The following is a 20,337-nucleotide window of genomic DNA, read 5'->3' on the forward strand; positions in this document are numbered from 1 at the left end:
CGAGTAACATAGCAGAAGGCAACCCAATGGAGCCTTCTGCTTATTGTGTTATTTTGTTGGATTCTGAGTCAGTTGGTTACCTGTACCCACGTATGCATTGATCGCGTCTTGAGGTATATAGTATACGACACGGTAGTCGGTGGGTGCTACTTCTTCCATCGCATTGTGCGGTCCGGGATAATGACGCGTGAGCGGTTTGCCATTACGGAATACATCATAGCTGCGTTCTGCCTGGAAGGCAAGTTCCAATTGACGTTCTTTGTCGATCATCTCATCTGCATTGGCTGCGGTGAGTGTGGTGTATCCCTGGCCGGGGAGTGAGCGTTCGCGTACTATATTCAATGCAGTACGTGCAGTTTCATAATCACCTTTCTTGGCAGCGGCTTCCGCTTTGTTCAGATACATCTCTGCCAATCGGGTGATTATAGGAGAGTGGAGATGGGAGTCTTCTCCCTCGCGTGAACATTTCACGATATAAAACATCGGGTGGGAACGGTTCAGTTTCATTAATTTATCGATAACACCTGTATAAGTGTTGCCGTCTTCATAATTGATAGAATAGATACCCTGTTCTGCATCTACCGGTGTCAATGTATAGTTTTTTTCATTATCTATACATGTGATGGTATTCCCTGACCTTGTAATGGGTGCTTGGATGTATGTGTAATTGGTCTGTACACCGGCATCATTATAAAGATTCCTGATAAACCGGAATACATCTACATTATCATCTGAATACTGTGGTTCGATAAAGGCAGCGCGGGCGTCTACCAATTTGTTGTTTGCCCAGTCGTTACGTCCTGTTTCATCGAGAAGACTCAGGTATTTGCCACTGGCATACATTTCACCCCAGCCCATACCGCCAATCACAGCGTACATTCCTCCGACGCCGTAGTAGTGGGCAGAACCCGAAAACTCCGAAGCAACACGTTTAATGGCAAAAATGGTCTCGCTGTTGTTTTCAGGAGTGAGCTCGTTGTAACGCATGAAATGATCACGCGAGAGCAAGGCATATTCTCCCGAATTGATTACATCATCGGCATATTTCAAGGCCAGATCAGCGTATTGTGTATTAGGACTTTCGTATGTGCCGCTCATATAGAGGTAGATACGGGATAGTAATGCTTGTGCAGCCGTTTTGGAGGCATAGACAGGTCCTTTGTTGATAGTCAATAAAGCGGCTGCTTTCTCCAAATCGGCAATGGATTGCTTGTAGGTGTCTTCTACTGTAGCACGATCGGGGAAATCACCGAACACATTCTCTGGAGTGCCGTTCACGATGGGTACTCCAAGGTTTTTGTCGGGATTCTGGAAATAAGGTCTTCCGTACGCGCGGCAGAGATAGAAATACATCAAACCGCGTAGGAAATAAGCTTCCCCAATCTGGTTATCCACTTCGGGACTTTGTCCTTCCTCAATCATCGATATGATATTGGATGCTTGGGCAATAGCTTTGTAGCTGTTGTCCCAGAACGACTGGAGACGACCATTGTTCGGTGTGCGAGAATAAGAGATAAATTCATAAAACGCGTCGGTGGACGAACCGCGGATCATGATATTGTCACCTGCATATTCGCCACAACGGTGCATTACGTCTGACCACCCTTTCATTTGCGCATAAGCTCCGTTAAGCAGGGTAGAAAGAGATCCGTCCGGATCCTGCTTTATTCTTTCATCCGGCATGGAGCCGTAGGGTAACCTCTCTAGATCGCAAGCAGAAAAACCAATGCCTGTGATCAATAAAATACATATAACTAATTTCTTCATATGATTAATCTTCTTTAAAATGTGATATTGATGCCAAATAAGAATTTACGTGTAGTGGGGTATACAGTAGTTGTGATTCCCACAACTTTAAGTGTTCCATCATCATCGTATGAAGGTAATTCAGGGTCAATACCCGAATAGTCGGTGATAGTGAAAAGGTTCTCACCGGTAACGAAAAGCCTTACATTTGACAGGTTGTATTGCGGCAATTCAAAGTTATACCCTAAGGAGAGGGTACGCATTTTGAAATAGGAGCCACTTTCCAGATAGCGGGAGGATAAACTGTTGGATTGGGATTTATTCTCATACATTGCTTTGGGGTGGGTGGCGATATCACCCGGTTTTTCCCAGCGGCTCCATCCCTTCATCAGACGCATCTGGTTACGATCGGTATAGATACCGTCAGAGTCATATTCGGTACGGGTGTAGTTGTAAATCTTTCCTCCTACCGAATAGCCAAAGACAGCGTTGAGATCAAAATTTTTCCAATAGAGGCTTGTGGAGAATCCTCCAAAGAATTTCGGAGTATAGGCTCCCATTTCTACCTGATCGGCTTCTGCATATTTTTCGGTAATTTCCCTTGTTGTATTTCCATTGGCGTCAGTTACGGTCTTGTACCACTGGGGTGCGCCATTTTCAGGATTCACACCTGCCCATTCGGGGAGATACCATGTGTCGGCATCAATTCCTTCGCGCAGGATAGTCTGGGCCGAGCCGGCGATATTTACACTGGTACGTCCGCCGATAATAGGTGGCACCTGGCCTGTTTCCGGATCGCGCACGCCATATAATTCTGTTACCTTATTGCGGTTCAAGCCGATGTTGGCATCCACGCTCCAAAGTAAATCTTTCTGCTTGATGATATCCACGCTTGCGGTGGCTTCAAAACCTTTGTTGCGTACCTCGCCTACATTCCTCCATACGCGGGTAACACCCGCAACGCCCGGTACCGGAACCCGGTAGAGTAGGTCGCTGGTGTTTTTGAGGTAATAATCAAATGTCATCCGCAGACGATTAAATAAAGCGATGTCGAGCCCGAGACCGGTGGTATAGGATTTTTCCCAGGTGAGGTCCCTGTTCCCTATTTGAGAGATCAATGCCCCGGAGTTGCCGTTATAGCTCGCGCTGGTGGCGACATTATATAAATCGTACTGTGGGTAGAGAGAAGTCGGTCGGTTTCCTACAGAACCGTACGCTGCTCTCAGTTTTAATTCGTTCACCACATCGATATTGAAGAAATCTTCCCGGTGAATATTCCAGCCACCGCTGATAGAGAAGAAGTTTCCATATTTGGCATTGTCACCGAAGTTGGATGCTCCGTCGCGGCGCAGTGAAAGTTGGGCCAGGTACTTGTTGTCGTATGCATAATTAACATTGGAGAAGAACGATTGCACCGCCCATTCCGACACACCACCCTCGGTGGCTTCCGGCTTTGCCACTACGTCAAGTATTTCGAATCCGGGTACAAATCCGGTTCCCGTGGCTATGACACTCTTGCTTGAATAGTCGTTGAATTCATATGCCAACAGGGCATTGATGGAGTGTTTATCAAAATATTTGTTGAAACGGAACATCTGATTTGTGTAACGGCGGGTCATATCGGAACGGTATTCCTGGATACGACCTTTTACCCCTTCACCGGCATTCGAACGTGGATCTATATACGATTTTGATTTATAGTTCCGGTATTTTATGTTGTTGACAGACGAGAATGTCAGCCAGTCGGTCAACTTGATATCAAAGTCGAAATTACCCATAAATTCATAGGTCGTTGATTCGGAGAAGTTGTATTGCAAGTCGTATAAATAATTGGTGCTATTGCTGTTTACCCATAAGGGGGATCTATGTCCCACGATATTGCCATCTTCGTCATAAGGGCTGTCCCACGGGAGATTAGAGTACATGGCGCTAACCGAATATTGGCGATTGTCGATATCGCGCCTCGAACCGGAAAGAAAAGGCCTGATAGTAAGCCAGTCGTAGGGACGATAATCGGTTTTGTACAACAGGTTATAGCGGGTGTAGTCGTATCCCTTCACAGCACCGCTCTCATCATACATGCCGACAGAAATCATGGAACGCATTTTTTCTGTTCCCCCGGAAAGGGTGAGGTTGTATTCCTGTAAGAATCCGGTTTGTGAAGCCAGATCCCACCAGCTGAAGTTATTGTCTCTCAACTCAGGGCTCCAGCGGGGAAATAAGATTTCCTCCTGATTGCTAAATGATTTGAAGTAATCATACATTTCCGCTCCATTCATCATCTTGAGATTTCCCCTCATCAAATTGCTGACTCCCGCCTTGGCTGTAAGGTCGATGGTCAGTTTGTCGACTTTGGGGCTTTTGGTGGTGACTACGATTACGCCATTGGCTCCCTGAGAACCGTAGATGGCGGTGGAAGCTGCATCCTTCAAGATGGTGATCGACTCGATATCAGCGGGATTGAGTGAACCGGAGCTGCTACCCACTATCACACCGTCGATTACCCAAAGGGGATCGGTACTCCCATTTACAGTCGACTTACCACGGATAATAATGGTTCCTGTTGATCCGGGTTGTCCTGATCCGGGAGCTACATATACACCCGGAGCTTTTGAATTAAGCATGTTTTCGGTAGAGGGGGAAGTGATATTCCTTAATTTCTCGCTGGAAACAGTTTGCAGCGAACCCGTCAAACTTTCACGACGTTGCACGGTATAACCCACAACCACCAATTCATCCAATTGACGGGTATCTTCTTGCAATATGATATCGACAAATGTTTTTCCTGCAGTCGATATTTCCACGTCCTGATAACCGATGTAAGAAACTAACAAGATTGCTCCACTCGGAACATCAAGTGAAAAGTTTCCGTCGAAATCGGTCACCGTTCCCACCGTAGGATTATTCTTATCCACTACGGTGGCACCGATAACCGGTTCTCCATAAGCATCCACAATATTTCCCTTCACAGAGACTTCTTTTTTCTGGTCTGATGTGTGAGCTTGTTGTTCCGGTACTTCCTTTTGGAATAACGCGATAATGTTATTATCACTTTTGCTGTAATCGATATTCGTACCTGCGAGTATTTGGCGCATCGCATTATCGATATCAGAATCTGTTAACCGCACAGTGGTGCTCTTTTCCAGCTCCGGAAGTGTTTCGTTATAGAAGAATCTGTAATCACTAACACGTTCAACTGCTTTCAATGCTTCTACTAACGGTTGGTTTTGCACATTAATGGTGATTTGTGAAAAAACCTGACTTGTGATGAGCCATAATAGCAAACATAAGATGGTTTTTGCGGATAGGCCTTTTTCTCGAAATAAAGTTTTCCTCATAGATAATTAATTTAAAAAATTTAAAAATTGCCTGCTCTCTGCAGTGGAGGTAGAGTTTGTTTCCTTACCCTGCTCAACATAGAAAACTGAACTTTTTTAGTAACAGAGTAGATGAAATTTTTCATTCTACCTGTTATATTATTACAGGATAATATAAAAAATCCGCTAATTGGTTAACTTTTATTATCATTATTTAGTAATGCGATGTTGTGTAATATCAAGAGTGACAAAAAAGGAAGTTTCTTCTTACTGTCGATAAAAAAGAAGGATGATTTTAAGGTGTAATGTCTGAGAAATGTATACGATCACTTTTTGTAGTACAGTTCGATGGTTGTACCGTTCATTTTATAGCACATTGGGGAGGTAAGGGTGAGTAAGTCTAAAGTATTGATGATACTACTGCTGCAGAGTGTCCCCGAGAAACGGAGAGCACGCAGTTCATCTGATGCAAAACGGATATCTACGTTGAATACACGTGACAGGGTAATGGCAATTTCCTCAAGTGAATTATTTTGAAAGTAAAGATTCCCATTTTTCCATTCTGTGAAATAGGAAGCATATACCATGTCGGTAGTAAGTGTTCCATCTCTTTTGTTATATATTGCACGTTCATTTTTTTCTAAGACGTGCTCTAAGCCGTGGGCTGTTACTCTTACTTTCCCTTCCAGTAACACAGAAGAAAAGAGTTGGCTATCGTCATAAGCTGTCACGTTGAAAGAGGTTCCCAATGCTTCAATATCCATCTCTTTTGTTTTCACAGTAAACGGATATTTTGTGTCTTTTGACACTTCAAAGAAAGCTTCACCCGATAGATATACATTCCGATTTTTACGGCTGAAAGTCTCGTTATAGGAAAGCGTCGATTCGGAATTGAGCCATGCCCTACTACCATCGGCAAGCACGATGGAGGCTTTTTCCCCTTTATCTGCTGTAATAGTGATAAGGGCGGGCTCTTCGATATGATTGGTCATCAAAAAATATACCGAAAAGGCTGAGATAAAGGGAAGCATGATCACTGCCGCCCATCGCAACGTTTTTTTCCAGTCCATTACCGGGAAAAAAGATCTTTTTTTGTGGGAGATGGAGGCGTGGATAGAGGCAAACAGAAGTTTAGACATTTCTTCGTCCATTTCCGGACTGGCATTCATCAGTTCGTTGTCTAAAATAGATTGAATCCGGGCGTTATTCCGGAGTGCACCAGCGAGTAATTGCAATTCCGGCTCCGAAATTTCTTTTCGCAGGTATTTCTCAAATAGACGTATGTACTGGTTGTCCTCCATTATTTTTCTCCCATGTATTAAGAATACAGTTTAGGCCTCACTTCCCTCTATTTACCCATTATTAATTATATTAAATTAACGACATCAAGCAGAGAATAAATAGTTTGTCATAATTTTTTTCGAACTGCCTCTTTATGAATTTTGTAGCCAGTGAGAGTTGTGTTTCCACTGTGCTTATGGATATTTGCATTATATCGGCAATCTCTTTCGTCGAAAACTCTTCTTTTCGTCGCAAGATGAAAATTCTTTTGCGCGAGGGGGGTAGTTGTTCTATCAATTCATCTACATAGTTCTCAAGCCATTTTTTGTCGATTTCTTTTTCTATAAATGTATCGTATACAGGTTGTTCTTTCAATAAGAACTGTTGGTATAGAAACTCAACAATTTGGTGCTGGTACTTATTGAACAGACTATTTTTAGCGATGGAGGAAAGGTAAGATAATATCGATTTTCTTGTGTCAACTTGCTCCCTCACTTCCCATAATTTGATAAACGTGGATTGCACGACCTCTTCTGCAATATAGTGATCGCCATGTGAAATTGCCATAATGAAGTTGTACAGCTTTCCGGAATATTGTTTGTAAATATTCTCGAACGCTTTATCCGAACCCTTACTCAATGCCCTGAGTTCTTTTACTTCATCAAACATCTTGTTCATTAGTTCAAATTTTCATCACAGCATCACATCAGTCTCATATCCCCATGTTTTCCCTTTTTCCGTGGCGGGCAGGCCTTTTGTCATCCAGACGGGAGCCGGGTCGCCTTTCAGGTAATGATCGAAGAACTGTTGCAGGCGGATGGAGAGGTCTTTCGCGTTGCGTCGTTCCCTCAGGTTGTGTGCCTCGTTGTTATATTGCAGCATCCAGACCGGCTTTCCCAGTCGACGGAGCGTCATGAAATATTCTACTCCCTGGTACCAGGGGACTGCTCCGTCTTTGTCGTTATGCATGATCAGCAAAGGCGTGTTGACTTTATCGGCATAAAAAACGGGAGAGTTCTCGATGTAGAGTTGCAGTGAATCGTTCATAGACGCACCGATGCGTGATTGTGTCTGTTCGTATTGGAATTGGCGACTCATTCCTGATTCCCAGCGGATTCCTCCATAGGCGCTGGTCATGTTTGATACCGGCGCACCCGCACCTGCTGCTTTGAACATGTCGGTTTTCGTCACTAAATAAGCCACCTGGTATCCTCCCCAGCTTTGCCCTTGTATGGCCATGTTGGCTTTGTCCACCCAACTGTTTTCTGCCAGTGCCTGGGCACCTGCCACTACGGAGTTATAGGCATCCATCCCCGGCTGTCCTGTTGTGTAATGGATGTCGGGCGTAAAGACAATATATCCCCGGCTCACAAAGAAAGGAATATTGATTGTGGAGCGGCTGGGAGCCGGTGTGAAGTAACGATACAACTCATCGGAGTGCTGTTCGTAAAAATAAATCATTACCGGATATTTTTTCGAAGGATCGAAATCTTCAGGTTTATACACGATGCCTTGGAGTGGTATGCCGGTAAACGAAGTCCAGGAGAAGAGTTCGGCTGTTCCCCAGTTATAATCCCGCATCTGCGGATTGATGTCAGTCAGTTTCTCAGACGATTGCCAAAATGTTTGGGTGACATGCAGGTCGGGTGATGTCTGGAAATTGCTTTTCAGGAACGCATACACCTCTTTGTCTTTTGCTTTGGAGATGGACGTGAACGAGAATAAATCCATGGTTCTTTTCTTTAGTGGATTGCGTCCTTTTTGCGCAAGGGTATAAAAGCCCGACTGTTTTGATACCCTGTCGAAAGCCGAGAGCAGGAGCAGGTCGTCCGGCCCGATAAATCGTTTCTCAGGATCTGTATTCACATAGCGGAAAGTGATCGAGTCATTGCGGCCTGCCTGAGCGGTGATATTTTCCGGTTTATTCTTCCCTTTGGGATCGATTTTCCAGATATCGAATGCGTCGTAGATAAAGATATGCCGGTCGTTCTCATCCCATCCGGCAATTCCATAAGGGGATGGAGTGAAGGGGATGTCATTCTTCTCATCCCAGAAGTTGACGGGAATATTTTCGGTAAGGTTCATCGTACATCCATCATGATTATCATATATGAACCATTGTCGTTTGCCGGCATCCCACCAGCAGACAAAATTGCCTTGAGGTGAGATTATCGGCCTGCCCGGCATGGAGGTTGCTACGGTTTGTAGTTGTCCCGTCCGGGAATCCCATACCCATACGTCATTTTTGGAAGAGAGATCCCACTGGCTCTCGAGTTGGTAAGGTTCATTCGACCAGAGCAGGGTAAATCGGCCGTTCCCTTCATCTGAAATAGTACAGAAAGGCATCTTCTCGTTGGCGATAGGGATAAACCGGTCCGGCTGGTCGGGAAGGATTATTCCCGTATAGGTGCGTCTCAGCCTGCTTCTCAATTCCACCAATTGTTGAGGTTGTATCAAAGGATCTTTCCAGTGCCATATATCGAGTGAGGCTGTTTCGAAATCTACTATGGTGGTATCTTTGGGAGCCTGTTGTGGTGCCGCTCCCAGGATTATCCGTTTCCCGTTTTTGGAAAATTTGGGTGCGGAGAATTCATTAAAGATCCATTTGTCGGGAAGACCCGCCGTGTTTTTGTCGGCAATGATGACGGCCGAGTCGTCTCCCTGCCGGAAATAGCGGATATCGAACACCTTTTGTTCAATCTCCGAGGTGTCCCTCGTCGCCAGGTAAATAAGTTGTTTGCCCTCTTCATCAAAAGCGAGCGACTTATATTCCGCCTTTTCGTTTGAAATCCGTGAAGAGAGGTTCTTTTTCAGGTCGTAGAAGAGTACTCCGTCTCTGTCGGTAGAGTCCTTTTTGTCGGGCTTGATAATAGCTGCCAGAGAATTGTCGAATTTGCTGAAGAGGTATTCCTTCGCGTTGGGAATGGTGTCTTCATGTTGGGAAATTAAATTGCGGATCACAAGCAACTCTTTCGGTTTGGTTGATTTGTTCTTTTCCGCTGTAGTATCCGGTTTTTGGGTGATGGTGTAAGCAATATGTGAAAATGATTTCTCTGCCGATTTAAACGACTTGGCACCGGCAATTTTTTCAATGGCGAAATTACTGTTGCGGATGATGACCAGTGAATCTTCCGGCATCTCATCTCTCTTTTTCTTTTTGATACGTGCTTCCCGTCGCTCGGTGAAAGGTGCTTTGATTAATCCTACCGTATATTTTCCATCGGGAGAGAGTGTGTAGTTCCTTACCCCTGTCACCGTCAGCGACCGGTTATTGTGCAAATCGCGGAGGAAAAGTGTGCTGTCCCCTTCCTGCGGGCTGATAATGGCGCCGACAAACCGTCCGTCGTCACTGATGGAGATGCTCCGAAGGCTCTTCCAGTCGTCATATACCGAGTGGTCGAGCGGTTTCTTCTGGGCGACGACTGCCGTGTATAAAAATAGGATAAAAAGAAGAGTAAAGGGTTTGAGGAAAGCTGTAAAGTGCATAAGTCAGAGTTTTAAAGCGAAATTACAAGAAATCTTTGTAAAAGACAAAGATAATTGCAGATTGATATAGAGTTGTTTCATTTTATTCAAAAATGATTGGTAAAATCGTTTAGTGTGTGTTATCTTTGTTAGATAGATGTGTATGAACAGGGAAATTTGAACAGTTTCTTAAATATAGCGTTGAGAATGAGAAAATTCATACTACTATTTGTTGCGTTGATGATGATAGTTTCTGTCTTCGCAAGTGAACCGAAAGAAAAGAAAGCTGCAAAACTGGTAGAACTGACAAAAGCGACTTTTTTGGAAAAGGTGTTCGATTATGAAAGTAATCCCGAGGTATGGAGCTACAAAGGGGATAAGCCGGCGATCGTGGATTTTTATGCTGACTGGTGCGGTCCTTGCAGAATAGTATCTCCGGTACTGAAGGATCTGGCAGTAGAATATGGCGATGAGATTTATATCTATAAGATCAATATCGACAAGGAGAAAGAACTGGCAGGTGTTTTCGGAGCGAGAAGTATTCCCATGTTCCTGTTTATACCCATGGATCGGGATCCGCAGATCGGAATGGGAGCTCTCCCCAAAAAATCGTTCAGGGAAGTGATTGACACTTTCTTGTTGAAAAAGGAAAATCTTCAAAAAACTGAATAATCATGCGTAGAAAATCATTGTTACTTCTTTTTGTTGCATCCATTTTGTGCTATACGCTACCGGCACAGCAGGACGATTATGTGAAACCGGCATTGAGCGATAAGGATTCGTGGAGCCTTATCCTTCTCCCTGATGTGCAGACCTATATGAAATTCGATTACAACCAGCCGATTCTGGATCTGATGCTGTCTTGGGTGTCGAATAATGCGGGGGCGTTGAATACAAAGATGGTGATGTGTACAGGCGACCTGGTGGAACAGAACGATCTCTTCAACCCCGACGGGAAGAGGGCTAATCAGACGAGCGTCTCTCAATGGGGAGCCGTGTCTGCTGCTTTCGGGCGTTTGGACGGGATACTGCCCTATATACTGACTACCGGTAACCATGATTATGGCATCCTGAGCGCGGAAAATCGCTTCACCCATTTTGACGAATATTTTCCGTCGAATAAAAACCGGTTGAACCAGAAGATGCTGCGTGAAGTAGGACTGAATGCAGATGGGAGGCCTACGCTGGCCAATGCGACCTATGAATTTGTCAGTCCGCATGGGAAAAAATTCCTGGTGCTCGTGTTGGAGTTCGCTCCCCGTGATGAAACCCTGGAGTGGGCGAAGAGTGTCATAGAGAAAGAGCAGTATCAGGATTATACCGTCATCCTGCTTACCCACTCCTATATGGATAGGAATAACAAACATATTGTGAAGGAGGGGTATAAACTATCCAATCCGAATTATGGGGAAGCTATCTGGCAGAAGTTGGTACAGCCCTCGAAGAATATCCGGATGGTGCTTGCCGGCCATATAGGTAAGCCGGATGATCCACTTGGTCATATCGCTTTCAGGGTGGACGAGAATGCCGCAGGAAAGAAAGTGAGCCAGATGGTGTTCAATGCACAGGCGCTCGGCGGCGGCTGGCATGGTAACGGTGGCGACGGCTGGCTGCGTATCCTCGAATTCCTGCCCGATGGAAAAACGGTGAAGGTGAAAACTTTTTCACCTCTGTTCGCCATCTCTCCAACCACCCAGAAATACGCCTGGAGAACTGAACCCTATGACGAATTCACTTTCGAGCTGGATTGAATTATGTTAAAATAAAAAAAACAGTTGCATTATATTCATAAAACAGTTTTCTTTGCAAGCAAAATTAGGGGAAAATGAACAATTCACTTTTAAACGGATATTGGTGGCGTTTCTTACAACTCAAAAAGTCGTAAGGAAGAGCATCATGCGTTTATAGTGAAATCAGAAATATAAAGAGCCTGTCGCAATCCTGCGACAGGCTCTTTTCGTAATAGGCCGGTTGATAAGGGTTATATTGAGTAACGAAGAAAATAGAGCCGGGTAGTAATTGGAAGAAATAATTAAACAATTGAATAACAATTTATGATATGCAAAAATATGCAATAGACGAGAGAGGGTATTATGGGGAGTTTGGCGGAGCTTTTATACCTGAGATTCTGCATAAATGCGTGACTGATTTGAAAGAGGCATACCTCCGCATCATGGAAAGTGACCGGTTTCAGCAGGATTTTGAGAAATTGCTTCGCGATTATGTGGGACGTCCTTCACCACTATACCATTCGAAACAGCTTTCCGAACGTTATGGTTGCAAGATATACCTGAAACGTGAAGACCTGAACCATACAGGCGCACACAAGATCAACAATACCATCGGGCAGATATTGATCGCCCGTGAAATGGGCAAGACCCGTATCATCGCCGAGACGGGTGCCGGACAGCATGGCGTGGCCACTGCTACGGTTTGTGCATTGATGCAGATGCCCTGTACCGTCTATATGGGAAAGACCGACGTGGAGCGTCAGGAGGTGAATGTGAAAAAGATGGAGATGTTGGGGGCTACAGTAGTGCCGGTTATCTCTGGTAATATGACGCTGAAAGACGCTACCAACGAGGCGATACGCGACTGGTGCGCACACCCGGGTGATACCCATTACATCATCGGTTCCACGATAGGCCCCGACCCCTATCCCGATATGGTGGCGCGGCTGCAATCAGTCATCAGCCGTGAGATAAAGGAACAACTCCTCCGGGAAGAAGGGCGCGACTATCCCGATTATCTCTTTGCTTGTGTAGGTGGAGGAAGCAATGCGGCCGGGACGATCTATCATTATCTGAATGATGAGCGGGTACGTATCGTGTTGGCGGAAGCAGGCGGAAAAGGAATCGATAGTGGCGAATCGGCTGCTACCATCCATTTGGGTAGTGCGGGTATCATCCATGGATGCCGTACCCTCCTGATGCAGACCGAAGACGGGCAGATTACCGAACCTTATTCCATCTCGGCCGGATTGGATTATCCCGGGATCGGGCCGATCCACGCCTATCTGTCATCGATGAAACGAGCGCAGGTATTGGCCGTCAATGATGATGAAGCCCTCAAGGCTGCTTTCGACCTTACCCGGAATGAAGGAATCATTCCCGCATTGGAATCGGCCCATGCCTTGGCTGCACTTGACAAAGTTATATTTTCTCCGGGAGATATAGCCGTGTTGACACTTTCCGGAAGAGGGGACAAGGATCTGGAAACCTATTTCAATGTGCCAATGTGACTAATCCCGGGAGATCGGGACAAGTAGTGACTAATATGACTGATGAATTTGAATAATACAATAATTTAATTGGCAAATTAGCATATTGCTAAATATTAATTGCCAATGGATCGGTATATGTCTTGTATCTTGATTCTTGGCTCTTGTATCTATAAAATTATGAAACTGAAATTTAAAACAAATAGTAAAAAGATAATGGGCGACCTGCATACGCCGGTTAGTATCTATCTGAAAGTGAGGGACGCCTATCCACAGTCGGCACTGCTGGAGAGTTCCGATTTTCATGCCAACGAGAACAGTGTCTCTTATATCGCGCTGAAACCGATCGCACGGGTGGAAGTGAACAGGGGAATATGCACGTTTCTTTCGCCGGGTGACCGGGAAGAAGAAAGGCCGCTGTCGGATGACTTTACTATCTCCGATGCGCTGAATGGCTTTGTCGATCAGTTTGAGGTGACAGGAGATGATAAAGAGCAGTGCGGATTGTTCGGTTATACCACCTTCAACTGTGTGAAATATACCGAGAATATTTCCATCCGTGAGAGTAAAGAGGCTCGGAATGACGCGCCCGATATGCTCTATATCCTCTACAAATACCTGCTGGTGTTCAATCATTTTACCGATGAGATTACCCTGATAGAGTTGCTGGAAGAAGATGAGGTCAGTAACCTCTTCAAGGTGGAGTCGCTGATCAACCAGCGGAATTTCGCGACGTACAACTTCTTTACCGAGGGGACGGAACGGAGCACCATCACCGATGAGGAATACAAGCAGTCTGTGCGAAGTGGGGTGGAATCCTGCCTGCGGGGCGATGTCTTCCAGATCGTGCTGTCGAGGCGGTTTATACAACCCTTCTCCGGCGACGACTTCAAGGTCTACCGGGCGTTACGTTCCATCAATCCTTCTCCTTATCTTTTCTATTTTGATTTCGGCGGATTCCGTATTTTCGGTTCCTCTCCCGAGACCCATTGCAAGATCAAGGGGGCGCATATCAGCATCGACCCGATTGCGGGAACTACAAAACGGACCGGCAATTATCAGGAAGATATGAAGTCGGTGGATTTCCTGCTGAACGACCCGAAAGAGAATGCCGAACATGTGATGCTGGTCGATTTGGCGCGGAACGACCTCAGCCGCAATGCCCACGATGTGCAGGTCGATTTTTACAAGGAACCCCAATTTTATTCACACGTGATCCATCTGGTATCACGTGTGAGCGGCCAACTCAATGAGGATGCCAACCCGATCAAGGCCTTCTTCGATACTTTCCCTGCCGGCACACTTTCGGGAGCACCCAAAGTGCGGGCCATGCAACTGATCTCCGAAATCGAGTCGCATAACCGGGGCGCTTATGGCGGATGTATCGGTTTTGTCGGGCTGAACGGCGATTTGAACCAGGCAATTACTATCCGTACTTTTGTCAGCAGAAATAACGAATTATGGTATCAGGCCGGTGCGGGTGTCGTTTCTCAAAGTAGTGACGACTATGAACTGCGCGAAGTAAACAGCAAGCTGGGAGCGCTCAAGAAAGCCATCGACATGGCGGTCACATTGTATAACGCCTAAACTTTTTTGCAATGAGTAAGATACTTATCCTCGATAACTACGATTCTTTCACTTACAACCTGCTCCATGCCGTGAAGTCGCTGGGATGCCACGAAGTGGATGTGATCCGCAACGATAAGATCGATTTGGCATCGGTTGCCGCGTATGACAAGATCATCCTTTCGCCCGGGCCGGGTATTCCCGAAGAGGCAGGGCTGATGCTACCATTGATTGAACAATATGCCGGAACGAAGAGCATCCTGGGTGTATGCCTTGGACACCAGGCCATCGGAGTGGCTTTCGGCGCCACGCTGGAAAATATTCCGTTTGTCTTTCATGGCGTGCAGACCACAGCGAAGATCACCGGCAACGATTATCTTTTTACCGGCCTGCCGGAAGAGATTCAGGTGGGGCGTTATCACTCCTGGATTGTGTCGGCAGAGAATTTCCCGCCGGACTTGGAGATCACCGCAGTGGACGAAGCCGGCAGCATTATGGCGATGAAGCATAAAAAGCTCGACCTGCATGGCGTACAGTTTCATCCCGAGTCGATACTTACCCCGGAAGGGTTGCGGATTATCCGGAATTTTATTACGAACTGAAAGATGATTTTGATGTGATAATTATAATCAGCTAACCAGCACATCCATAAATCTACAAATCAATTTATTCTTTGTTCTGAAAATATGAAAGAAATACTCTATAAACTATTCGATTATCAATACCTCTCGCGTGATGAGGCAAAGGAGGTGCTGTTTTCTATAGTAAAAGGTGATGTCCCCGACACGCAGATCGCGGCGCTGATCACTTCTTTCCTGATGCGGAATATCTCGGTGGATGAAATTCTGGGGTTCCGTGATGCGCTGCTCGATATGCGGGTGGGCGTAGATCTATCTGATTATGATGCGCTTGATATCGTCGGTACCGGTGGGGATGGTAAGAATACATTCAATATCTCTACCGCGGCTTGTTTTGTGGTCGCCGGCGCGGGTTACAATGTAGTGAAGCATGGTAATTATGGTGCGACCGCTATCAGTGGAGCCAGTAATGTGATAGAACAACAGGGAGTTCAATTCTCCACAGATAGTGACAAGCTACGGAAAAGCCTTGACCACAGTGGAATTGCTTACCTGCATGCCCCGCTGTTCAGTCCGGCGCTGAAAGCGGTCGCCCCGGTGCGTAAGAGCCTGGGGGTGCGTACTTTCTTCAATGTATTGGGACCGTTGGTCAACCCCGTACAGCCGGAATTCCAGATGTTGGGGGTCTATAACCTGGCCATGTCCCGGTTATACGGTTATATCTATCAGGAGGAGAAGAAGAAATTCTGTATCGTGCACAGTATGGACGGTTATGACGAGATCTCCCTGACCGGGCAGTTCAAGGTGGTGAACAATCAGGGTGAACAGCTATACATCCCCGAAGAACTCGGTTTTCAGCGGCTTGCCCAGAAGGAACTCTATGGAGGTAATACGTTGGAAGAGGCATCGACTATCTTTAGGAATGTACTGCACGCCCGTGGTACCGAGGCACAGATGAACGCGGTATTGGTCAACGCTGCCTTTGGAATCCAGACGATTGAACAGGATAAGTCGATTCACGATTGCCTTGAGATTGCCAAAGATTCACTATACGGGAAAAAGGCGCTGCTCGCGTTGAAGAAGTTTGTGGAAATTAATAATTGATTCGATGATTTGTCGATTTAACGATTTGATTTTTATATTCACATCATCACATCAGTAAATCATCACATCAGTCAGTAAATCATCACATCAACAATTATGAAAGATATATTAAGCGAGATTATCGCACATAAAAGAAAAGAGGTGGCGCAGCAGAAAGAGCGGTTGTCTTTTTCAGAGTTGGGAAAGCGTTTATCCTCAACAAAGGAAAATATTCCCTTTTACTCGATGAAAGCGGCTTTGGAAAGTTCACAATCGGGTATTATTGCCGAGTTTAAACGGCGTTCGCCCAGTAAAGGGTGGCTATTTCAAACAGCAGATGTAAGTGAAGTGACAACGGAGTATGCGTCGGCAGGAGCTTCAGTATTATCGGTATTGACGGATGAGGAATATTTTGGCGGAACCATGGCCGACTTGCGGCAGGCGACTACCGGAGTGAAGATACCGGTGATGCGGAAAGAGTTTATCGTGGATGAATACCAGTTGTTCGAAGCCAAACTCGCCGGAGCGAGCGCGGTGCTGCTGATTGCAGCGGCCATTACACCGGAGGAATGTAAACGATTTACGGAACAAGCGAACCAACTGGAATTAGAAGTGCTTTTGGAACTGCATGATGAAGGGGAGGTCGATTATATCGGTCCAGGCAATAGCCTTGTCGGAATTAACAACCGCAACTTGGGCAGTTTTGTGACCGACCTGCAGAAATCGTTCCGGATGGCCGAGCTTCTACCTAAGGAGGCGGTATGGATATCGGAAAGCGGCATATCCGATCCCGGAATCGTGAAAGAGCTGCGGCAAGCCGGTTACCGGGGATTCCTGATCGGGGAACATTTTATGAAAAGTGGCCATCCCGGACAATGCCTGCAGGAATTCATTGATTCAGTTGTTGCTCAGTAGTTATTCATTTTCCATTAATAAAGTATTATGATCATCAAAGTGTGCGGCATGCGTGAAGCGTCCAACATCCTTGAAGTGGAGCATTTAGGAACGGATTGGATGGGATTTATCTTCTATCCCAAGTCGCCGCGTTATGTGGGGGAGACATTGCCCTATATCCCCGAAAACGTGAAGAGGGTGGGGGTGTTTGTCAATGAAGATCATGAACGGGTACTTGCATTGGCCGAAAAAAATAGGCTGGATATCCTTCAATTGCACGGCGATGAATCCCCTGAGATTTGTCAAAAGTTGAGAGAAAAAGGTTTCCTTATGGTCAAGGCGTTCGGAATTGCCACCGATAAGCCATTTCCTTCGGAACTCATCGGGCAGTATGAAGGGTGTTGCGATTACTTCCTTTTCGATACGAAGACCGATCTTTATGGAGGATCGGGAAAGAAATTCGGTTGGGCGTTATTGGAAGAATACCGGGGTGAGACCCCCTTTCTCCTGAGTGGAGGGATCTCTCCAAAAGATGTGGAGGCAGTAAAAGGGTTTTCCCATCCAAGATGCGTCGGCATCGACCTGAACAGTGGTTTTGAGATTGAACCGACCGTCAAGGACGTGCAGTTATTGCAGGAATTTATAGGTGCATTCCGTTAGTATTTTGTATTCCCGAGAAGTATATAAAAGAGATAAATGAAAGAAAAAATCAGATAGATAATGAATAGAATAGATCGATTGTTTGAGGAAAAAAAGGACGGTATCCTGTCGGTGTACTTTACTGCCGGATACCCCCAACTTGACGACACCGTACCGGTGATCAAAGCACTGGAAAGGAAAGGTGTAAGCCTGATAGAAATTGGTGTGCCGTTCAGCGACCCGATGGCGGACGGACCGGTGATTCAGGCATCCGGCACGAGAGCGTTGCACAACGGCATGAGCGTGAAGCACCTTTTCGGGCAACTGGCAGGCATTCGTGAAGAGGTTTCCATCCCGCTTGTATTGATGGGTTACCTCAATCCTATTATCCAGTTTGGATTTGAAAACTATTGTGCGGAAGCAGCCAAGTGCGGTGTCGACGGAATGATTATCCCCGACCTGCCGTTCACGGAATATATGGAAAGTTATAAGCCGATAGCTGAAAAGTATGGCATACATATCATTATGCTGATCACTCCCGAGACTTCGGAAGAGCGGATACGGCTGATCGATGCACATACTTTGGGATTTATCTATATGGTATCAACCGCTTCGGTGACCGGTGCCAGGAATAGTTTCGGCGAAGAGAGCCTGGCCTATTTCCGGCGTGTGAACGCGATGCAATTAAAAAATCCCCGCCTGATCGGCTTTGGGATCTCTAATAAAGAGACGTTCGATGCCGCTTGTAGGGAAGCTTCGGGAGCAATTATCGGAAGTAAATTTATTTCGCTGTTGGGGAGTGAAGAGACGATCGACAAAGCTGTCGAAAAATTAGTAGAAACGGTGCGCTAAAAGGCTTGGTTTAAGAAAATAAAACGTATATTTGTTTTTTATACCACAGTATATGCGTGTTATAGTTACTTTTATCCTTGCTATATTTGTGGCATGGGTTCTTTTCCTCGCTTGCTCCCGGAAGCACGATAAAGCCGATGCTTACCGCCTGGCGCAGTGGGATGCCCTTTGTGATAGCCTGCCCGAGGCAATCAAAGATAGCCTGGATACGATGAATCCCCACGGGTTATCGTCCTCCAACCGTGCATGGCATGGCTTGTTAAAGACCATTGCCGATGATAAAACCTATATCCCGTTTACATCCGATTCGCTGATCAATAGCGTGGAGCTTTTTTACCGGCATCACGATCGTGAATCGCATAATCATGTTCGTGCATTGATTTATCAGGGAGTTGTCCGTGTACGTATGGATGTCACGGACAGCATGGCATACGGACCGTTGAAAAAAGCGCTCGCTATCTTGTATGCACAAAAAGATCCCGACCTCTCCTCGCTCTATTTTGCCAGTTCTTATATGGGATATATACATGATGATAGGGGTAGTGGCACCGCTGCGTTACATTATTATCAGGAGGCACTTAAATATGCCGGGATGAATAATAATATATCCCATCTGTTTGATGGTTATCTCAAGCTATTCTGGTTGCAGATGTCCAGTGAAGAGTATGATAGAGCCCGGCTCTATTTAGATACGCTGGCCATCTATTCACGTACGCCGGATGATAACTATTATTTATTGAATGCCGAGGCTGTGTATTTTGATGAACAGGGAGAATATGGCAAAGTGCTACAAAAGGAGAGAGAGCAGCTTTCAATGATGGATCAGTTGAAAAACAAGCCGGCATATTATAGAGTTTATTATTCTTTTTCTGATTGCTTCGATAATCTCAACCAATTGGACAGCGCGCTTTATTATGCCCGCAAGGCTATTGAGCATATAGAAAATTCTTCCAACCCGTTGAATTGGCTGTTGTATGGAAAAGCGGCTGACATTGCGGTAAAGATGGGTGATTACCGGCTCGCGGAGGATTACCGGCGCCAGGCCTTGGAAGCCTATGACCTGTCGGTAAAAGACCGGCTTGATATCCAAATCAATGAACTTGAAAAAAAATACGATCTTGCAGAAGTGGAAAATCGGGCATTGAAAGCTAAAAACCGGTTTCGGATTACATTGGCATTGTTCTTTTTTGGAGCGCTCTTCATGATTATCTTTATCCTCTATATTGGCAAACAACGAACCATTGCAAAATTACGGCAGGATAAACTGATAGAAGAAATGCGTCGGGTGGAAGCAGAAATGCAGCAAGCGAATGCGGAAAAGCATCAAGCCGAAGCAGAATATAAACTGTCGTGTGAGCAAACTGAAAACCAACGGCAGATATTGTTCCGGTACGACTTGTTCCTGAAATTCCATGCCCGGCAACAGCAGGATATATTGGGAATGTCAAACAAGATACGGGCAAAGGATTTAGAGTTGGGTGATGCTTATGATGACATGCTCAAAGAAGGGCAGCGGCAGTTTAATCTGCTGCTTGAAGAGCTTTTCGCTGATGAAGAGATGAAATTATTATTGGATATAAAAGATTCCAAAGTCCATTTTAACGGCAGTGACCGGCTGATACTCTTTATGCTGGTCAACAACGCCAATAACAGCCGGATTGCCGGGTTGCTTAGAACCTGTTTTGAATTTATAAAT

15 protein-coding genes are annotated in these 20,337 nt (G+C 45.6%); 10 read left to right on the forward strand and 5 right to left on the reverse strand.

Annotated features, from left to right (window positions below):
• Positions 1-48: 48 nt before the first annotated feature.
• The 5 genes from B4G81_RS12485 to B4G81_RS12505 all read right to left on the reverse strand — a co-directional run bounded on the left by B4G81_RS12485 (position 49) and on the right by B4G81_RS12505 (position 9,830).
• Positions 49-1,767: a RagB/SusD family nutrient uptake outer membrane protein gene (locus B4G81_RS12485; RefSeq protein WP_294082993.1), complete on the reverse strand. Its 1,719-nt coding sequence runs from the start codon at positions 1,765-1,767 to the stop codon at positions 49-51.
• Positions 1,768-1,781: 14 nt separating this feature from the next.
• The gene (locus tag B4G81_RS12490; protein ID WP_294082995.1) at positions 1,782-5,084 is read right to left on the reverse strand and encodes a TonB-dependent receptor; all 3,303 of its coding nucleotides are present in this window, start codon (positions 5,082-5,084) and stop codon (positions 1,782-1,784) included.
• A gap of 305 nt (positions 5,085-5,389) precedes the next feature.
• Entirely contained in the window at positions 5,390-6,364 is a 975-nt protein-coding gene (locus tag B4G81_RS12495; protein WP_294082997.1) for a FecR family protein, read from the reverse strand.
• Between the two features lie 70 nt (positions 6,365-6,434).
• Positions 6,435-7,022: an RNA polymerase sigma-70 factor gene (locus tag B4G81_RS12500; protein ID WP_414703203.1), complete on the reverse strand. Its 588-nt coding sequence runs from the start codon at positions 7,020-7,022 to the stop codon at positions 6,435-6,437.
• A gap of 15 nt (positions 7,023-7,037) precedes the next feature.
• Positions 7,038-9,830, reverse strand: coding sequence for an alpha/beta hydrolase family protein (locus B4G81_RS12505; protein ID WP_294082999.1), 2,793 nt, complete (start codon positions 9,828-9,830; stop codon positions 7,038-7,040).
• Positions 9,831-10,016: 186 nt separating this feature from the next.
• Between B4G81_RS12505 and B4G81_RS12510 the strand changes: the two genes are divergently transcribed.
• The 10 genes from B4G81_RS12510 to B4G81_RS12555 all read left to right on the forward strand — a co-directional run.
• Positions 10,017-10,481, forward strand: coding sequence for a thioredoxin family protein (locus tag B4G81_RS12510; protein WP_294083001.1), 465 nt, complete (start codon positions 10,017-10,019; stop codon positions 10,479-10,481).
• A 2-nt stretch (positions 10,482-10,483) separates the two neighbouring features.
• A complete protein-coding gene (locus B4G81_RS12515; protein ID WP_294083003.1) occupies positions 10,484-11,560 on the forward strand; it encodes a metallophosphoesterase in 1,077 nt (358 codons plus the stop codon).
• A 308-nt stretch (positions 11,561-11,868) separates the two neighbouring features.
• Entirely contained in the window at positions 11,869-13,050 is a 1,182-nt protein-coding gene (trpB, locus tag B4G81_RS12520; protein ID WP_294083004.1) for a tryptophan synthase subunit beta, read from the forward strand.
• Positions 13,051-13,209: 159 nt separating this feature from the next.
• Entirely contained in the window at positions 13,210-14,616 is a 1,407-nt protein-coding gene (locus tag B4G81_RS12525; protein WP_294083006.1) for an anthranilate synthase component I family protein, read from the forward strand.
• A gap of 11 nt (positions 14,617-14,627) precedes the next feature.
• Positions 14,628-15,197, forward strand: a complete 570-nt coding sequence (locus B4G81_RS12530; RefSeq protein ID WP_294083008.1) for an anthranilate synthase component II — start codon at positions 14,628-14,630, stop codon at positions 15,195-15,197.
• An 84-nt stretch (positions 15,198-15,281) separates the two neighbouring features.
• Positions 15,282-16,277: an anthranilate phosphoribosyltransferase gene (gene trpD / locus B4G81_RS12535; RefSeq protein WP_294083010.1), complete on the forward strand. Its 996-nt coding sequence runs from the start codon at positions 15,282-15,284 to the stop codon at positions 16,275-16,277.
• 96 nt (positions 16,278-16,373) lie between these two features.
• Positions 16,374-17,171: an indole-3-glycerol phosphate synthase TrpC gene (trpC, locus tag B4G81_RS12540; protein ID WP_294083011.1), complete on the forward strand. Its 798-nt coding sequence runs from the start codon at positions 16,374-16,376 to the stop codon at positions 17,169-17,171.
• Between the two features lie 27 nt (positions 17,172-17,198).
• On the forward strand, positions 17,199-17,810 hold the full coding sequence (locus B4G81_RS12545) for a phosphoribosylanthranilate isomerase (RefSeq protein WP_294083014.1): 612 nt from the start codon (positions 17,199-17,201) through the stop codon (positions 17,808-17,810).
• Positions 17,811-17,870: 60 nt separating this feature from the next.
• On the forward strand, positions 17,871-18,641 hold the full coding sequence (gene trpA / locus B4G81_RS12550) for a tryptophan synthase subunit alpha (RefSeq protein ID WP_294083016.1): 771 nt from the start codon (positions 17,871-17,873) through the stop codon (positions 18,639-18,641).
• Positions 18,642-18,693: 52 nt separating this feature from the next.
• Positions 18,694-20,337 (forward strand): tetratricopeptide repeat protein (locus tag B4G81_RS12555; protein WP_294083018.1); only part of this gene is annotated, 1,644 nt, incomplete at its 3' end.

Origin of the sequence: Proteiniphilum sp. UBA5384 (genome assembly GCF_002410825.1) — a bacterium.
Taxonomy (GTDB): domain Bacteria; phylum Bacteroidota; class Bacteroidia; order Bacteroidales; family Dysgonomonadaceae; genus Proteiniphilum.